This is a genomic window from Tateyamaria sp. Alg231-49 (genome assembly GCF_900143535.1).
Lineage (GTDB): Bacteria > Pseudomonadota > Alphaproteobacteria > Rhodobacterales > Rhodobacteraceae > Tateyamaria.
This window is the reverse complement of sequence record NZ_FRFA01000020.1, coordinates 30,868-49,530: the sequence shown is the minus strand read 5'-3', so window position 1 is coordinate 49,530 and position 18,663 is coordinate 30,868. Positions and strand designations below refer to the sequence as shown.

General features: G+C 58.3%; 11 protein-coding genes. All 11 read right to left on the bottom strand.

Annotated elements, in window-relative coordinates; genetic code table 11:
- Positions 1 to 8 precede the first annotated feature (8 nt).
- Positions 9 to 776 (bottom strand): sulfite exporter TauE/SafE family protein, encoded by a 768-nt coding sequence (locus DHN60_RS19880; protein WP_108839063.1) that lies wholly within the window; start codon positions 774 to 776, stop codon positions 9 to 11.
- A 403-nt stretch (positions 777 to 1,179) separates the two neighbouring features.
- The gene (locus DHN60_RS19875) at positions 1,180 to 2,805 is read right to left on the bottom strand and encodes an alpha-D-glucose phosphate-specific phosphoglucomutase (protein ID WP_108839062.1); all 1,626 of its coding nucleotides are present in this window, start codon (positions 2,803 to 2,805) and stop codon (positions 1,180 to 1,182) included.
- Between the two features lie 12 nt (positions 2,806 to 2,817).
- On the bottom strand, positions 2,818 to 4,896 hold the full coding sequence (glgX, locus tag DHN60_RS19870) for a glycogen debranching protein GlgX (protein WP_108839061.1): 2,079 nt from the start codon (positions 4,894 to 4,896) through the stop codon (positions 2,818 to 2,820).
- A 47-nt stretch (positions 4,897 to 4,943) separates the two neighbouring features.
- The gene (glgA, locus tag DHN60_RS19865) at positions 4,944 to 6,374 is read right to left on the bottom strand and encodes a glycogen synthase GlgA (RefSeq protein WP_108839060.1); all 1,431 of its coding nucleotides are present in this window, start codon (positions 6,372 to 6,374) and stop codon (positions 4,944 to 4,946) included.
- A gap of 3 nt (positions 6,375 to 6,377) precedes the next feature.
- A complete protein-coding gene (glgC, locus tag DHN60_RS19860; protein ID WP_108839059.1) occupies positions 6,378 to 7,649 on the bottom strand; it encodes a glucose-1-phosphate adenylyltransferase in 1,272 nt (423 codons plus the stop codon).
- Complete coding sequence (glgB, locus tag DHN60_RS19855; RefSeq protein WP_234423721.1) at positions 7,646 to 9,862, bottom strand: 1,4-alpha-glucan branching protein GlgB; 2,217 nt, start codon at positions 9,860 to 9,862, stop codon at positions 7,646 to 7,648. The genes glgC and glgB overlap by 4 nt, the downstream gene beginning before the upstream one ends.
- A gap of 126 nt (positions 9,863 to 9,988) precedes the next feature.
- Positions 9,989 to 11,602, bottom strand: a complete 1,614-nt coding sequence (locus tag DHN60_RS19850) for an alpha-glucosidase (protein WP_108839058.1) — start codon at positions 11,600 to 11,602, stop codon at positions 9,989 to 9,991.
- A 281-nt stretch (positions 11,603 to 11,883) separates the two neighbouring features.
- Positions 11,884 to 13,281, bottom strand: coding sequence for a siroheme synthase CysG (gene cysG / locus DHN60_RS19845; RefSeq protein WP_108839057.1), 1,398 nt, complete (start codon positions 13,279 to 13,281; stop codon positions 11,884 to 11,886).
- A gap of 18 nt (positions 13,282 to 13,299) precedes the next feature.
- Positions 13,300 to 15,900 carry a nitrate reductase gene (locus tag DHN60_RS19840; RefSeq protein ID WP_108839056.1) on the bottom strand — a complete coding sequence of 867 codons (2,601 nt, stop codon included), beginning with the start codon at positions 15,898 to 15,900 and terminating at the stop codon, positions 13,300 to 13,302.
- The gene (gene nirD / locus DHN60_RS19835; RefSeq protein WP_108839055.1) at positions 15,897 to 16,232 is read right to left on the bottom strand and encodes a nitrite reductase small subunit NirD; all 336 of its coding nucleotides are present in this window, start codon (positions 16,230 to 16,232) and stop codon (positions 15,897 to 15,899) included. The genes DHN60_RS19840 and nirD overlap by 4 nt, the downstream gene beginning before the upstream one ends.
- Positions 16,229 to 18,661, bottom strand: coding sequence for a nitrite reductase large subunit NirB (nirB, locus tag DHN60_RS19830; RefSeq protein WP_108839054.1), 2,433 nt, complete (start codon positions 18,659 to 18,661; stop codon positions 16,229 to 16,231). The genes nirD and nirB overlap by 4 nt, the downstream gene beginning before the upstream one ends.
- Positions 18,662 to 18,663 lie beyond the last annotated feature (2 nt).

Sequence of the window (18,663 nt, the reverse complement as noted above, 5' to 3'; positions counted from 1 at the left end):
GGGCGCGTTTAAGCGGCCAATCCGTTAAAGATCAACCTGATCCCCATCAGCAGGAATGCGATCAGCACGGCCTTTCTGAAAAGGTTCTGCGACACATGGGAGCGCAAAAGCTCCCCGATCCGATACCCGACCAGAACGACCATCAGCACAAAAACGGACTGTAGGAATACCGGAAAGGTCAGGACCCCGGCCACAATCTGACCTGCACCCAGCGGCAGAACCCCGCACAGGAACAAAAATCCGGTTGCGCCGATAAAGCGTTCTTTGTCAACGTCCCGCGCCACCATGTACATCGCGACAGTCGGTGACCAGATCGAACTTATTCCGCCAAGCGTGCCGGATATGACGCCAAACACGGCTTGCCATCCACGGCCCGGTCCGATGCGCAATTTGATGCCCAGCAGCAAGTTCAGAGAGAACAGAACCATCGCTATGCCAATAGCTACCGTCAAAAGAGCGGTCGGATAGTCTGCGATGAACATCGACGTGACGAATATGCAGACGACGATGGCCAGCGCGAAAAGCCAGTATTCCTTGGCGATATCCCACTTTTTCGGCGCGCGCGCGAATTGGAGTGAGTTGGTGCCAAGGATGGATAGCCAAAGCAATGGGATGGCCTCGGTTGGTGGCATAAGAAGGGTAAGGAACGCCATCGCAGCGGCCGGAAGGCCGATGCCAAGGAACCCTTTGATGATGGCCGCCCCGAGGAAAATCAGCCCCACCAATGCGACATAACCCGGATCTGTGATCTGGAATATCTCAGACCAAGCGCTCATGCTGCGCAGGTCCGAAAATGGGATTTCGTAAAGTTGACGGACCGGGAGGTATTAGTATGTACTACCACCTCAACAGCATCCGTCCGAATATGGAGCAGGCCACTTTATCGGCGCGTGATCTGACCTCTGGCAGTTTCTCATTCGGCTTTTACTTTCATACCGAACAGTCTCCCCTTTGAACCGGAAACAAGCAACGGTTTTGGCGAATAACATGCCGTCATAACGACATTTTTTTGCAGATCAGACCGCGTGAGCATGGCTGACTTGGCAGCCACTCAAGATGAATGAACCGGCAGTAAACCACGCTTTCGCCGTCCGGACGGACCATCTGTTCGGGTCGTCCGCCGGATTGGATCAGGCAAAACCGCTACCAACAGCAGTTGGCAAAAGTCATAGCTGGTGGTCAGGTGATAACGTCAGGCGCGGTGCGGCCTGTATGGCTCTCAATCCCGATGATGCTGTGGGCGGCTGCAATCACCGAGGCGAGGGCTTCTTGTGGCTCAAGGTCCAGTTTATTTGTCTCGAGCGTTTCGAGGTAGAGGCGCAGAGTCGCCCCGCTGGTTCCAGTGCCCGATAGACGCACCACGAACCGCGCACCACCTTCAAACACAACCCGCACACCTTGCTGCGCAGACGTGCTGCCATCAACCCGGTCAAGGTAGGTATAGTCATCCGCATGCGCGACGGTCAAAGGCCCTTCGCTGCGACCCGCCAGCCCGCTCAACGCGCCGCGCAACTCGGTCATCAGCGCGTCGGCCTTGGCCGTCTCAATCGCCTCGAAATCGTGGCGGGAATAATAGTTGCGGCCAAAGCGCGTCCAGTGATCTGCCATGATCTGCGGCACGGATTTGCCGGTCGCTGCCATAATGTTCAACCACATCAGAACGGCCCAGACGCCATCCTTTTCGCGGACATGATCAGACCCGGTGCCAAAGCTCTCTTCACCACACAGGCTGACCCGCCCATCATCCATGAGATTGCCAAAAAATTTCCAACCGGTCGGCGTTTCGTAGCAATCCAGCCCCAACGCCTCGGCCACACGGTCCACAGCAGCAGAAGTCGGCATGGACCGGGCGACGCCTTTCAGACCATCCGCATATCCGGGTGCCATATGCGCATTGGCCGCAATCACGGCCAGAGAGTCAGAGGGGCTAACATAACAGCCGGGGCCAACGATCATATTGCGATCGCCGTCGCCGTCAGATGCACAGCCAAATCCCGGCGCGTCCGCACCCATCATCTCGTCCATCAACTCGTGCGCCCAGGTTGGGTTCGGGTCCGGGTGCATGCCGCCAAAATCGGGAAGGGGAGTGCCGTGTGTCACTGTGCCTTTGGGTGCGCCCAGTGCATCCTCAAGGATCGCGCGGGCATAGGGGCCAGTAATGGCGCACATGGCATCGAACCGGATCGACAAGCCGCCCGAAATCATCTTGGCGATGGCAGGGAAATCAAAGAGGCTCTGCATCAGGTCGACATAGGCCGCAACTGGATCAACGATTTCGACCGTCATGCCGCCCAATGAGCTGACACCGATGGTCGACAGATCGACAGAATCACCTTGCCAGATGTGATAGGTATCGATGGTTTGCGTGCGTTCAAAAATCGCGTTTGTGACTGCCTCGGGGGCGGGGCCACCATTGGGCATGTTGAACTTAATCCCAAAATCCTCGTCGATGCCGCCGGGATTATGGCTGGCTGACAGGATTATCCCGCCATCTGTTTGCATCGTGCGGATCAGGTGGGATGCTGCGGGGGTAGAGAGAAGGGCATTTTGCCCTACAATCGCGCGCGCCGCGCCATTGGCCGCAGCCATAGACAAGATGGTCTGCGTCGCGACATCGTTGTGAAAACGACCATCACCACCAACAACCAGCGTCTTGCCAGCCACGCCGCCAATCCCGTCAAACATCGCCTGCACAAAGTTCTCGAGGTAATGCTCGCCCATGAACACGCGGCACTTTTTGCGCAGACCCGAAGTGCCGGGCTTTTGTCCCTCAAACGGGGTGGTCGCAATGCTCACTTTGCTCATTGGTAGGTCCTCTTAGTGTATTGGCGCCAGCGTAAAGACTGAAACGGACAAGGCGCTGACATGCACAGTCTTGCCAACAAGGCAGTAAGGGCCTTCATCTGGTGCGGCAGTGTTCAAAATCCGTTCCCAAGTCTTGTCTGGGGCGCAGGGGGGCAGGACAACGTCCTGATCCTCATCGTTGTTGAAGACAAGAAAGATCACGTCGTCCGAGGCCGCGTAGTAGGGCGTGGTCGAAGATGTGCGTAACTCTACTCCGATGGTCTTTGTGTCGGGGTCTTCCCAGTCTTCTCGGGTTGGTGCCGTGCCGTCAGGCAAGCGCCAGAACACATCTGGTTTACCATCTGCGCTGCGTGGTCGCGAATGCAGGAAGCGGGCCTGACGCAGCACTTTGTTGTCGCGGCGCAGGGCACTCAGGCGCTGTACAAAAGCGAGCATGTCCTGATCCGCACTGCCCCAGTTCACCCAACCCAGCGGGTTGTCCTGCCCAAAGGTGTTGTTGTTGCCATCCTGCGAATTGCCGATCTCATCGCCGGCCAAGAGCATGGGCGTTCCCTGCGATAAGAAACCGGTGGCCAGCAGGTTGCGTTGGCGCTGGGCACGGGCGGCGTTGATCTCGGCATCGTTTGTCGGGCCTTCGACGCCCATATTGTCAGACCAGTTCGCATCCGTGCCGTCGCGGTTGGCCTCGCCATTGGCATGGTTGTTTTTTTTGTCATAGCTCACCACGTCGCGCAGGGTCATGCCGTCGTGACAGGTGATAAAGTTGATAGAAGACGTGGCCGCACGTCCAGAATGGTCAAACGTATCTGCACTGCCTGTCAGGCACCGGCCCAGCTTGCCTGTCAGGCCCGCGTCGCCCCGCCAAAACTTGCGGATGCCGTCGCGAAACTTGTCGTTGTATTCAAGGAATGGATGCGGCCAATTGCCGAGCTGATATCCTCCGGGCCCCAAATCCCATGGCTCGGCGATCAATTTAACACGGCTCAGGACGGGGTCCTGCCCCAGTGCATCCAGAAACCCACCATTGCGGTTGAACCCTTCGGTCTCGCGGCCCAACACGGTGGCAAGGTCAAAGCGGAACCCGTCCACATGCATGACCTCAACCCAATAGCGCAATGAATCCATGATCATGCGCAATACCATCGGGTGACGGACATTCAGTGTGTTTCCCGTGCCCGTGTCGTTGACGTAATAGCGTTGGTCTTCCTGAAGGCGGTAGTAAGACAGGTTGTCGAGGCCGCGGAACGACAAAGTCGGTCCCAGATGATTGCCCTCTCCGGAGTGGTTGTAGACCACGTCGAGGATCACTTCGATTCCGGCGGCATGGAACCGGCGCACCATGGTCTGAAATTCCCAGATGCCCGCCTGATCCATGTAACGCGGTTCGGGCGCGAAAAAGCCAATGGATTGGTAACCCCAAAAATTTGAAAGGTTCGCATCCACGAGGAACTTGTCGTCCAGAAAGGTATGCACGGGGAGCAACTGTACAGTCGTTACGCCCAGCTTGGTCAGGTGTTCCAGCACCGGCTCGCTCGCCATGCCAAGGAAATGGCCCCGTTGGCCGCGGCGCAGACCGGGGAATTCTGCGGTCATGCCTTTAACGTGGGCCTCATAGATCAGCGTTTCCGACCCGCTGATTTCCGGTGGGGCGTCCTTGCCCCACTCAAAACTTGGGTCCACCACGACCGAGCGCGGGACGTATGCCGCGCTGTCGCGGCGATCATAGCTGAGGTCTGCGGTCTTGGCGCCGATACTATAGCCCATGACTGCGTCGTTCCACGCCACTTCGCCAATGATGCGCTTTGCATAGGGATCCAACAGTAGCTTGTTGGGATTGAACCGATGCCCGTTTTCGGGGTCGTAAGGTCCATGCACACGGTAGCCATAGGACGTTCCCGGTGTCAGCCCGGCGACATAGATGTGCCAGACGTCTCCGTCCCGCTCCATCAGCGGAATGCGCGCAATCTCGATCCAGCCGTCATGGTCAAACAGGCACAATTCCACCCGCTCAGCATGTTCGGAAAAGACAGCAAAGTTGACGCCTTCGCCGTCAAAGGTGGCCCCAATTGGGTAGGGACGGCCGGCAGACATCGAATGATGTTTTAGAACCTTCGGCAGATCGTGCTGTGCGGAGACATTCACTCGGTAAGCCTTTCATACAGTGCAGCATATGCTGCGGACGAGGCCTCCCACCCCAGATGCTGCTTCATTCCCCGTTTTTGCAGGCGGGTCCAGCCTGATTTATCGGCAAACATGTCCGTGACACGACGCAAACAGTGGCCAAAGGCCAAAGAATCCACCGGATGAAACTGAAAACCCGTCGATGCATTCGACGATTGCGCCATGACGTTGGCGTTGATCACGCTGTCAGCCAGCCCACCTGTGGCGGCCACAACGGGCACTGTGCCATAACGCAAACCATAAAGCTGAGTCAGCCCGCAGGGTTCAAATCGCGAGGGCACCAACACTGCGTCCCCGCCCCCGAACATGCGATGCGACAGCGCCTCATCATAGCCGATGCGCAAACCGATCTTGCCGGGGTGATTGCGCGCAAGCAGGCGCATCTGATCCTCGATGGCCGGGTCGCCACTGCCAAGGATAGCAATGCCTCCGCCCGAGGCCACAAACTGCCCTGCGCAATCCGCGATCAGGTCCATCCCTTTTTGCGAGGTTAGGCGGCTCACGATGATGGCAAGCGGGCCGGTGATGTCCGACAAGCCGAATTCAGCCATCAGAGCTTTGCGGTTCTTCGCCTTGCCCTTTAGCGATGTGCTTGAATATGGCGTGATCTCTGGGTCCGTTGCCGGGTTCCAAACGTCCATGTCGATGCCGTTTAGGATGCCGCTTAGATCGCCCGCACGGTGTGCAATCAATCCATCCAGCCCCATGCCAAATTCCGGGCGCATCAGCTCGGCCGCATAGGTCGGGCTGACAGTCGTGATCGCATCGGCATCGACCAGCCCGGCCTTCAACGTGCTGATCTGGCCCCAGTATTCCAGCCCCTCCGATGTGAATTCGGAAATTGGCAAGTCCATCGCTCCCAGCATCGCCGCCGGAGCCAATCCCTGAAAAGCGATGTTGTGCACCGTCATCACCGTGGCGACATCATGGTCACCACCCAACTTCAGATAGGTCGGGGCCAGCCCGGCTTGCCAGTCATGGGCATGCAACACTTCGGGACGCCATCCATCGCTCAGCCCGTCGCGCGCGATGCATGCCGCAGCATAGGACAGGGCGGCAAAACGGACCGGATTGTCCGGGAAATCCGTTGGATTGCCATAGGGACCGCCGGGGCGGTCATAAAGGTGCGGCGCATCCAGCAACAGCACATCAACGCCGCCCGCGACACCCGCCAATACGCGCGCAGGTCCCCCCATCAGATCCTTGAACGCAAAAACCTTCTTCTTGGCGCCAGCTTTAGCAACAAGACCGGGATAGGCAGGCATCAAGGTGCGCATCTGCCACCCCGTCTGCGCCAACCCTGCAGGCAACGCGCCCGCCACATCCGCAAGGCCCCCGGTTTTGATCAGGGGCACACATTCGGAGGTGACGGACAAAACGCAACGCATCGGTTATCCAAGTGCCGCCGCGCGGGCCGCGATCATAGGTTTGGTGATCAAAACAACGCCCCCATCCGACACGCGGAACCATTTGGCGTCCTCGACTGGATCTTCGCCAACCACCAGACCGTCCGGGATGTGCACCCCCCTGTCGACCACACATTTGGTCAGTTTCGCTTCGCGCCCGACCTCAACATAGGGCAGGGCCACTACTTGGTTCAGCGAAGAAAACGAATGGCTGCGCACGCCTGTGAACAGCAGGGATTCAAGGATTTCAGAGCCCGAAATGATGCAACCGCCAGACACCATGGAAGACACCGCCATACCGCGGCGGTTTTCTTCGTTATGGATGAACTTGGCTGGAGGCACGCTTTCGGCATAGGTCCAGATCGGCCACGAGTTGTCATAAAGGTCCAGCGGCGGAGTGAACTCGGTCAGGTCGATATTGGCGCGCCAGAACGCGTCAATCGTGCCGACGTCGCGCCAATAAGGCTCGGCTTCAAGGCCGGACTGCACACAGCTATCCGAGAACCTGTGGGCCTGCGCCTTGCCGCCTTTGACCACCTGCGGAATAATGTCGTTGCCGAAATCATGGGCCGAATTGGGGTCTTCCATGTCCTGGATCAGCAGATCACGCAGGAAGGACCATTTGAACACGTAGATGCCCATCGACGCGAGCGCGTGATCCGGATCTCCGGGAATGGCGGGGGGATCGGCAGGCTTTTCCAGAAAGTCAGTGATGCGGTCGGCTGCGTCGCAATGCATGACACCAAAGGCAGTTGCCTCCATCCGGGGCACGGTCAAACAGCCAATGGTGACGTCAGCGTCGGTGTCCACATGCTGTTGCAGCATGATCTCGTAATCCATCTTGTAGATGTGATCCCCGGCCAGAACGACAATGTAATCAACGTCATAGCTGTCGATGATGTCGATGTTCTGGGCAACTGCATCAGCGGTGCCAAGATACCACTTGTCTTCGGATGTCCGCTGGCTGGCTGGCAGAATATCAAGGTATTCGTTCCGCTCAGCCCGCAGAAAACCCCACCCGCGCTGGCAGTGGCGGATCAGGCTGTGGGCCTTGTATTGCGTGGCGATGGCCATCTTGCGGATGCCGGAGTTGAGCGCATTGGACAGTGCGAAATCCACGATCCGCGTCTTGCCGCCGAAATAGACCGCTGGTTTGGCGCGGCTGTCTGTCAGCTCCTTGAGGCGACTGCCCCGCCCACCTGCAAGCACAAAGGCCATGGCGCGATTTGACAGGCGCTGGTTGGGTGTTGGTTTCATGTGTCGTCCTCCCCTTCGATCAAGATAACCGCCGACAGGGGCGGCAATGTGACATTGGCCGAATGGGATTGCCCCATCCATTCAACGGCCTCGGCGTGCACTCCTCCCAGATTGCCACGCCCGCCGCCGCCATATTCGACGCCGTCTGTATTCAATGCCTCGCGCCAGAACCCTTTACCGGGCAGGCCGATCCGGTGATCTGAGCGTTCTACCGGCGTCATGTTCAGCACGATGATTGCGCGTGGGTCATCTGACCCGCCTATGCGCTGATAAACGTAGATCGAGTTTTCCATGTCGCCGCCGTCGATCCAGCCAAATCCACTGGGCCGGCAGTCATTGAGGTAGAGCGCTGGCGTCGAGCGGTAAAGCGCGTTGAGGTCACGCACCAATGTCTGGATGCCCGAATGGGCAGGCGCGTCCAACAAATGCCAATCAAGGCTCTGGTTATGGTTCCACTCGTCGCGCTGTGCGAATTCCTGACCCATAAACAGCAATTTTTTGCCCGGATGGGACCACATAAACCCATAGTAAGCCCGCAGGTTTGCGAATTTTTCCCAGTCATTGCCGGGCATTTTTTCCAGCATCGACCCTTTGCCATGCACAACCTCGTCATGGCTGATCGGCAGCACGAAGTTTTCCGAAAACGCATAGGCGATGCCAAAGGTCATCAGGTGGTGGTGGTATTTGCGGTTGATGGGTTCCTCTTCCATGTAACGTAGGGTGTCGTTCATCCACCCCATGTTCCACTTGAACCCAAACCCGAGGCCGCCGTGATAAACGGGGCGGGAGACACCGGGAAAGGCTGTGCTTTCCTCGGCTACGGTCATGATACTGGCGTCTTCGCCGTAGACGAAAGTATTGGTCTCTTGCAGGAAGGCGATAGCCTCAAGGTTCTCGCGACCGCCATGCGCATTGGGCACCCATTCGCCCTCTTTGCGCGAATAGTCGCGGTACAACATCGAGGCGACAGCATCCACACGGATGCCGTCCAGATGATATTCTTCCATCCAGTACAGCGCGTTGGAGCGCATGAAGTTCACCACTTCGCGCCGCCCAAAATTGAAGATCAGGGTGTTCCAGTCCTGATGAAATCCTTCGCGGGGGTCGGAATGTTCATACAGGTGCGTTCCGTCGAATTGCGCAAGGCCGTGTTCATCGGTCGGGAAGTGCGCCGGCACCCAGTCCAGCAGAACGCTGAGGCCTTTGTTATGGGCGGCAGTGACCAATGCGCGGAACTCATCGGGTGTCCCGTGACGAATGGTTGGCGCGTACATCCCAACGGGTTGGTATCCCCACGAACCGTCAAAGGGGTGCTCAGTGATCGGCATCAACTCGATATGGGTAAAGCCCATGTAGGCGACGTATTCGACCAGATCTGTGGCCAATTCCTCGTATGATAACGGGCGGTCGCCCTCCGCACGTTTCCAGCTGGCAAGGTTCACTTCGTAAATGCTGATGGGCACATCTGTGTTGTGACGCGCAGCACGCCCTTCCATCCACGCGCCGTCTTTCCAATCATGTCCCGCAATGTCGCGCACAACGGATCCGGTCTTGGGGGGATGTTCAGAACCAAACCCCACTGGATCTGCTTTGAGCGGCAGATCACTGCCATTCGCGCGAATTGCGTATTTGTAGACATCACCGGGCATTACACCCGGAACAAAAATCTCCCAAACACCCGAAGCTCCCAACCGCCGCATCCCATGGCGGCGCACATCCCAAACGTTGAAATCGCCAACCACGGCGACGCGTTCGGCGTTCGGGGCCCAGACTGCAAAATGCACGCCTGCCACCCCGTCGATCTCTGTAACGTTTGCACCCAGCGTTTTCCAAAGACGGTGCATCGACCCTTCACCAAGATAGTAAAGGTCGTCGTCGCTTAGAACCCGGCCAAATCGATAAGGGTCTTCAAACGTCCAATTGGTTTCGCCCGCGGTGGCGCTCAGCCGGTAAGGCTGATCCTTTTTCAAAAGGGTGCAGAAAAGACCCGGAGCATGTTCAACAGGCTCTAGGGGAGTATTTGTGGCCTTGCCTGTTATGCAGGTGACTGTATCGGCGCCGGGCACAAAGACATTGAGCGCAAAGCCCTCAGGATGCACGCGCAAACCCAGAAACTGGAACGGGTCGGCCAGATGCCCGTCCAAAAGGGCTGTCACCACGTCCCAGGGCGGGGCGGCCTTGAGGGCCATGTCGCGTGTCAGAAGTTTGGCCATGCGAGTGCGGTCTTTCCGGTCCTTTGCGCCCGCCCTTTCTCAGGTCAGGCGGCTTCAGTGTTTCATACTACCCTAGCCGAAAGCGCCTGAGATGACACAGCGCTTCTGCCGGGTGGGCTGCGGCGCTTATCCAAGCGCGCTTTGGTCTGTCCCAGTCTCTAGATAGGCGTAGCCATAGGGTGGCAGTTTCAGGCGTCCTTTTTCCAACGCACCAGCGGGTGTTCCGACCAGAGCAGCGTCGCCACTTACTCGGACTGACTGAGGCTGATCAGATAGGTTGAAGACACCTGTCAGACTGCCCCCCTCATATGTCCGGCACACCGCCAACAAGGGGTTGCGGACTTTAGGAAATGTTGTTTCGCCAAAGCTCAATTCGGGCCGGGATTTGCGGAACGCCAAGGCGGCGCGATAGGTGCCCAAAACCGAGTCATTCTTGCCCTCTTGGCCAGCAGTTGCATGGGCCGCTTGCGGTGGTTTGACCGGTAGCCAAGGCTCACCCGTCGAAAATCCGGCATTGGGTTGGCTTTCGTCCCACACCATTGGCGTGCGGCAGCCATCGCGGCCCTTGTTGTCGGGCCAGAAGCCGATGTTGCCGAGGTCCTGAAGCTCGTGAAACTCGATGTCGGTCTCTGTCTGCCCCAGCTCTTCACCCTGATAGATACCAAGGGTGCCGGGAAAGCTGACCAGCATGTTGATTGACTGGCGCGCGACGGCGTCTTCCATTTCGGGCGTTTTGGCCCAGCGGGTCACATGGCGTTGTACATCGTGGTTTGAGAACGACCAACAGGGCCAGCCATCAGGGGCGTCCCGCATAAATCCTTCGATACAGTTGCGGAAATGCTTTGGCGAATGGTCGTGGCTGAGCATGGCGAAAGAATAGGCCATGTGCAGCTTGTCATTGCCGGATGTGTATTCGCCCATGATCTCAATCTGGCGCAGGCCATCTTCGCCCACTTCGCCAATCATCATCCGGTCGTCGTATTTGTCCAGAAGAGTGCGCAGTTTCTTGAGAACTTCAAGGTTTTCAGGCTGTGTCTTGGAATGGATATGCCGTTGCGCGCCGTAAGGGTTGCCGGGAAACTCCTTGTAGCGTGACGCCGGATTGTTGCGAAGCTGTTTGTCGTGCACATAAAAGTTCACGGTATCCAGCCGGAAACCATCGACGCCGCGCTGCAACCAGAAATCCATCGTTTCCAAGAGCGCCTCGACCACTTCCGGATTGTGAAAGTTCAAATCCGGCTGCGAGACGAGGAAGTTGTGCATGTAATACTGGCGACGACGGGGGTCGAACATCCAAGCCGAGCCACCAAAAACTGACGGCCAGTTGTTGGGCGCGCTACCATCCTTCTTGGGGTCGGCCCACACGTACCAATCTGCCTTGGGGTTGGCTTGGTTCTGGCGGCTTTCTTCAAACCACGGGTGCTGGTCGGAACTGTGGGACAGCACCTGATCGATGATGACCTTCAGGCCGAGATCATGAGCGCGCGCCGTGAGTGCGTCAAAATCCTCGACCGTGCCGAACAGTGGATTGACCCCGGTGTAATCGGACACATCATAGCCCATGTCCTTATCGGGCGAAGTAAAGAACGGGGACAGCCAGATCGCATCCACCCCAAGCGAGGCAACATGATCCAAGCGGCGCGTGATCCCGGGCAGATCGCCGATGCCGTCACCATTGTCATCCTGAAAGGACCGAGGGTAGATCTGATAGATCACCGCGTCTCGCCACCATTCGCGCATCCTGTGTCTCCTGAAACAGTGAAAGGCCCCGCAGTAGGGCCCTTTGTTAGCGCTATCAATATGCAACAAAGTGATTCAAGACAACCACCAGACAACCAAGCGATGCAGTTCTGTCACAGGTTTTTGGGCATACATTTGCATACTGCGAACGCACGAACTCGATCGAATATGCGACGTCGTTTGAAAGACAATGCGCGTATCGGTTTGGGTGTGAGCATCGCTTCACGCGATCAGCACGTCTTTGCCAACCCGATTAGACCGGGGTGCCCGCAAGTCTGTCGCTAAACAGCGCGCAGTGCCACAGGGGCCGGGCGTGTCGCCGTTTGCATGTCATCCATGCGGCGTAGAAACAGGATTGCCGGGCTGACAATGCCTGCCCGCGCAATCTGTTCGACCAAGTCGGGGGCGGCACATTCCAGCACCTTTTGGTTTGCGCGCTGGGCGTTGCTGACCGCTGTCACTTGCACGTCATCGACCATTCCAGCCTCGCGCAGGACATCTGTGATCTGCGCCGCACTTTGTACGCCCATGTAGACTGCGACATTGCTGCGCGCGCTTAGGTGTTGAACCCAGTCGGGACGTTCATTCGCTTCCGCCTTGCGCCCAGTGGTCAGAACCAGTGTGTCGGTCTTGCCCCGTTCGGTCAGGAAACCGCCCACGGCGGCGGCCGCCCCGCTGGCTGCCGTCACACCGGGCACGATTTCGTAAGCCAGCCCGGCCTCGGCAAGCGCCTCAGCTTCTTCGGCACCTCGCGCAAACACACCCGGGTCCCCACATTTCAATCGGACAACCCGTTGTCCGCGCAAGGCGGCGGACACGACAAGGCTATTGATCCGATCTTGCGGCCATGCGTGGCACCCCGGCTCTTTGCCAACATAGACCCGTTCAGCATCCCTGCGGGCCAGTTCCAGAACGCCGGGATCAACCAACCGATCATAGAAGATCACATCCGCTTCTTGCAGACGCTGCACGCCGCGCAAGGTGATCAGGTCACTGCTGCCCGGTCCTGCCCCCACAAGCGCAACAGGGGCGGGGGCCTTTTCAGGCACTTTGCCGGACGCGATGACCGCCTTGATCGCCGCGGCGACGGCGGCATCGCCCTCTTGGCTGTGCTGATCACGTAACGGCCCGTCAAAAACCCAAGCCCACAAATCGCGACGCTGCCGTGGGCCGAGGCGTGCGGCAGCAAAGCCCCGTAAACGACCGGCAAGGGCGGCCAGATCGCCCAAGCGAGGCTCCAGCATCTCTTCCAAACGTGTCTTGATCTGACGGGCAAGAACAGGCGCGGTGCCTTCGGTCCCGATGGCGACGACAACCGGGTCACGGTCAATGATCGATGGGGTTATGGCGTCGCACAATTCAGGCTGGTCGACCACATTCACCACTGCGCCACCTGCCTTCGCCAGCATGTGCAAGCACGTATCCTGCGCTGGACAGCCCGTGGCGACAAACACCAACGCCGCATCTGCAAACTGAGCAGGCGTGATGGACGCCCGGCTCCACGTGATTTTCCCAGACTGCGCCAGACTGTGCAACTCGACATCCAATCTGTCAGCCAACACCTCGATCCGCGCCTCAGTCTTTAGCATCAACCGACACTTTTGCGCCGCCTGTTCGCCGCCACCCACAATCACAACGCGACGGCCCGTCATCTTCAGGAACATTGGAAAGGTTTTCATGGGGGCAAAGCTCCTGTTTTACTCGGCGGCAATGGCGTCTGTGGCCGGCAGCAAAAGCCCGGCGAGCTCGGGGCGGCAGGCCCCGCAATTGGTGCCTGCACCTGTTGCTGCACTCAATGCGTCAATACTGGTGGCCCCTGACGCCACAGCCCGGCGCAGGTCATTTAGCCCAACACCCATGCAGGCGCACACGGTTGCACCGGGATCAAGGGCCGCGCCACGCGCGCGCCCCGACAGCGCGTCCGTCACCTGAGCCTCAGTCCCAATCAATGCGATGGCATGGGCCCTCGACACGGCGACCGGGCCAGGCGCACAGAACATGACCGCGTTCAATTTGCCTTCAACGCGATGTGCGATACGGACAAGCCCCGCCGTTCTGTCGTTCATTTCGCTGATTTCGCCGCCCTGCACTGATGTAAGGACTTTGAATGTCGCGAGTGCATCGTTGAGAGGTCGCCCATCAGCTACTTCTGCCTGCCAGCCCGTGGCTGTGCGGGCGACGGCGCAATAGGCCCCGTATTGGTGGACGGGGTGCGCAGAAGCGACAAATCCATACCAAGCCGCATCAAACCTGCGCGCCGAAACGCGCCCTGATTTGAGGGCTGGCTGACCTGACACCGGATCGACGCGGGTGTGCACCACGGCATTTACGGGACCGGACGCGTTTCGCTGGCGAGTCCAGTGCATCGGGGCAAACAGCGCGCCTTTGGAAACCCGATCCGTCGGAAGGGCGCGCAGCAGACTGCGGTGGCCAACCGCTTCAATCTCGATCAATTCAGTCGCGCCAACTTCCAGGTTTTTGGCATCATCGGGGTGCACTTCGACATATGGCTCGGCCATATGAGCGCCAAGGCGTGCGGATTTCCCGGTCCGGGTCATCGTGTGCCATTGGTCGCGAATACGCCCGGTGTTCAGCTGAAATCCGTTGGCGACATGGGCCAAAGGCGCTGAAATCGGCAGCATGCGCGCGCGTCCGTCAGGGTGATAAAACCCGCCATCTTCAAAAAAACGTCCACCGGCGCTTTTTTGGTTTGGAATGGGCCACTGTGCTGGCGCAAAAGACGCATAATCCGCGTCGGATATGTCAGCCAACCCACTGATATCAAAATCACGCCCAAACTGCGTCACTGTCGCTGACAATGCGGCGTATTCCCGAAAAACAGCAGCAGGACTGTCAAAGTCAAAGGCAGCGCCATACCCCATCTTGCGGGCCACATCGCAGATGATTTGCCAATCTGGACGGACCATGCCAGGCACCGGCAGAAATGCGCGCTGGCGCGAGATGCGGCGTTCAGAATTTGTGACGGTGCCGTTTTTTTCGCCCCAGCCTGCGGCGGGCAGCAGAACGTCCGCAAGATCGCAAGTATCCGTGCGCACCATGATGTCCGACACCACAGTAAATGGGACATGCCCAATCGCTTCAGCCACGCCAGCCGCATCCGGCAAGCTGGCTGCAGGGTTGGTGGACATAACCCACAAGGCTTTGATCTTGCCCTCGGCGCAGGCCTGAAACAGATCCACAGCCTTCAAGCCCGGAGCCGTACAAATTGTAGGGCTTCGCCAGAACGCCTGCACTGTGTCGCGATGCTCTGCATTTTCGATGTCCAGATGATTGGCCAGCATGTTGGCAAGCCCGCCCACCTCACGCCCACCCATTGCGTTGGGCTGGCCAGTGACTGAAAACGGCCCCATGCCGGGCCGCCCGATGCGGCCGGTTGCAAGATGACAATTCAGGATTGCGTTGACTTTGTCAGACCCGCAGGCGGACTGATTGACACCCTGCGAATAGACGGTAACCACTTTCTCGGTGCCCGCCCACAGTGTATAAAACTGGGCCAACGCATCCGCGCTTAGCCCGCTGTCACGGGGATCACTGCTCTCGGCCGCGGCAACTGCTGCGCCAAACCCATTCACGTGGTCGTCGATGTAAGCGGCATCGACATGCCCCTCTGCGGTGATGTGCGCAAGCAACCCATTGAACAGCGCAATGTCTCCGTCCGGGGCGATCTGCAGGTGGAGATCGGCCAGTTGCGTCGTCGCGGTCCGGCGCGGATCGACGTTGACCACACGCATATTCGGCCGCGCGGCCTTGGCTGCTGCGATGCGTTGATGCAAGACGGGGTGGCACCACACAAGGTTCGACCCCACCAGTACGATCAGGTCCGCTTCTTCGAGATCCTCATATGTGCCTGGCACCGTGTCACTTCCGAACGCGCGCTTATGTCCGGCAACGCTGGAAGCCATGCAAAGCCTTGAATTCGTGTCAATATTTGCCGATCCAATATAACCCTTCATCAGCTTGTTGGCGACATAGTAGTCTTCGGTCAGCAGTTGGCCCGAGACATAAAAGGCGACGCTGTCAGGCCCGTGATCGCGAATGGCGTCGGAAAATCGGTGCGCGACCAGCTTGATCGCACTGTCCCAATCCACATCTTCACCACCGATGCGAGGGGCCAAAAGGCGCCCATCAAGGTCAATCGTCTCACCAAGCGCCGAACCTTTGGAGCACAGCCGTCCATAGTTCGCGGGGTGATCTGGATCACCCTTTATCTTGCCATCCGGCGAGGCGATCACCCCACACCCTACACCGCAGTATGGACAGGTTGTGCAGGTGCTCATGCCGCTCGCTCACTGCGCAAACGGGTAGCATCCAACAAGATGCGCCCGGCTTCGACACGGGCAGGGTAGGTGGCAACCTCCCCCTCATCCGCGCCCTGAACATGGCCCGTTTCCAACGAAATCACCCAATTATGGAGCGGGCAGGTCACCGCAGATCCATGCACAATGCCCTCCGCCAACGGCCCGGCCTTGTGGGGGCAGGTGTTGTCCAGTGCAAAGACCTGATCAGAGGCGGTGCGAAACACTGCAACACAACCTGCACGCGTTTTGACAACCCGTGCACCCCGCAAAGGGATGTCAGAAAGGGCAGCAATATCAATCCAGTCACTCATTCCGCGGCCTCCAGAGTAAGGTTCGCCACCGGCTGATAAGTTTCAGCTCTTTTGATAACGTGTTCGGCCCATGGATCCTTTTGATAGACGGTCTGAGACAGGTCGAACCGTGCCACCAAAGCCGCGCGCTCTTCGGGGTCGGAAATACGCTCTCGTATCCACTCGAGCCCCACCTTGTTCATCCACTTGTAGATGCGATCAAGATACTTGGCGTTCTCACGATAAAGCTGTGACATCGCCTTGATGACCGCGATGGTTTCTTCTTCTGTCGGCACGTCAATTAGGCGCTCGACTTCGCGCACATCCATGCCCGCTGCGCCACCGATTCCGATCTGATAGCCACTGTCGACACAGACGATACCGATGTCCTTGCACGTGGCTTCGGCACAGTTTCGCGGACAGCCAGACACGCCCAGTTTCAGTTTGTGCGGCGTCCACGCGCCCCACAGCGCTTTTTCAAGTTTGATACCAAGGCCAGTTGAATCCTGCGTTCCAAAGCGGCAGTGATCCGTGCCCACACAGGTTTTGACCGTGCGCAGACCTTTGGAATAAGCGTGACCAGACACCATGCCAGCGTTGTTCAGATCAGACCAGATGGCGGGCAAATCCTCGCCCTTCACGCCCAACAGGTCGATGCGCTGACCGCCAGTGACCTTGACGGTTGGCACGTTAAACTTGTCCGCCGCATCTGCGATCGCGCGCAGCTCATCCGGAGTGGTGATGCCGCCCCACATCCGGGGAACAACGGAAAAAGTACCGTCTTTCTGGATGTTTGCGTGTTTGCGCTCGTTTATGAACCGCGATTGCGGGTCGTCCAGATATTCCAACGGCCAGTCCGCAATCAGATAGTAGTTGAGCGCGGGGCGACACACATGGCAGCCATCAACGGTTTTCCACGCGCACTCCTGCCAGACCGCAGCCATGGACTTGAGCTCTTGCGACTTGATCATCCGCCGCACGTCCTCGTGGGACAGATCGCAACAGCCGCAGATGGGTTGCGCGGTTGGCATCACGAACGCGTCGCCCAAAGTGACGGCCAGTACCTGTTCGACCAATCCCGTACAGGTCCCACAGGACCCCGACGCCTTGGTTACAGAGCGTACGGCCCCTAAATCTGTTGCGCCGCCCGCAATCGCATCTTCAATCGTTCCTTTGCAAATGCCGTTACAGCCACAGATTTCCGCATCACGCGGTAAGGCTGCAACGGCCGCTAACGGGTCCAGGGGGGCACCCCCCTGATAGGCGGGGCCAAAGATCAGTGTTTCGCGCATGTCCGAAATGTCGGTCTTGTCGCGAATAAGGCCAAAGAACCAATTGCTGTCGGCCGTGTCGCCATACATCACCGCGCCGATAACTACGTCGTTTTCGATGACAAGGCGGCGGTACACGCCGCGCCCCGGATCACGGAACACGATGTCTTCGCGCCCCTCGCCATCGGCGAAATCTCCAGCACTGAACAGATCACACCCCGTCACCTTCAGCTTTGTGCTCAACTCTTTCTGAACAAACGCAGCCTCTTGTCCCATAATGGTCTGTGCGGCGACTTTCGCCTGATCATAGAGCGGTGCGACAAGGCCAAATATCGCGCCCTCATGTTCGACGCATTCCCCGACGGCCAGAATATCAGCATCCGAGGTCACCATCTGGTCATCGACATGAATGCCGCGCCCGACGGCCAACCCAGCCTCTTTGGCCAATGCAACGTTCGGGCGAATGCCCACGGCCATCACGAGCAGATCGCAAGGCAATTCCGTGCCATCATCCAGCAACAAGGCGCGCACCCTTCCGTTTGTGCCAAGGATCTCACTGGAATTCGCCTGACACATCACTTTGATGCCCTTGTCCACCAACGCTTTGCGCAGCAAATAGCCTGCGGCCTCGTCCAACTGGCGCTCCATCAGGTGGCCCATGATGTGCACGACAGTGACGTCGACACCGCGCGCGGCCATGCCTGCTGCGGCCTCTAGCCCCAGCAGACCACCGCCAATCACGACAACCTTGTTGTCCGCACCCAAGCCCATCATCCGTTCGGTGTCTTCGAGATCGCGGTAGGCAATAACACCTTCCAGATCGTGCCCGGGCAGGGGGATCATGAACGGGTTTGAACCCGTGCCAAAGATCAGCTTGTCGTAGGGCAGCACATCGCCGTTCTCGGCAGTTACCGTTTTGGCCGTGCGGTCAATTCCTTTGACCCGTTCGCCAAAGCGGCAGGTTACACCATTGGCTGCGTACCAGTCAGAGTCGTGGGTCACGATTTCTTGGTATGTCTTGTCACCTGCCAAAACGGGAGAGAGCATGATGCGGTTATAGTTCCCGCGAGGCTCTGCATTGAACAGGGTCACGTTCACGTCTGCGTCTGAGTCAAACAGGTGCTCCAACGCGCGGCCTGTGGCCATACCTGCGCCAATGACGATGATGTTCTGAGACATTT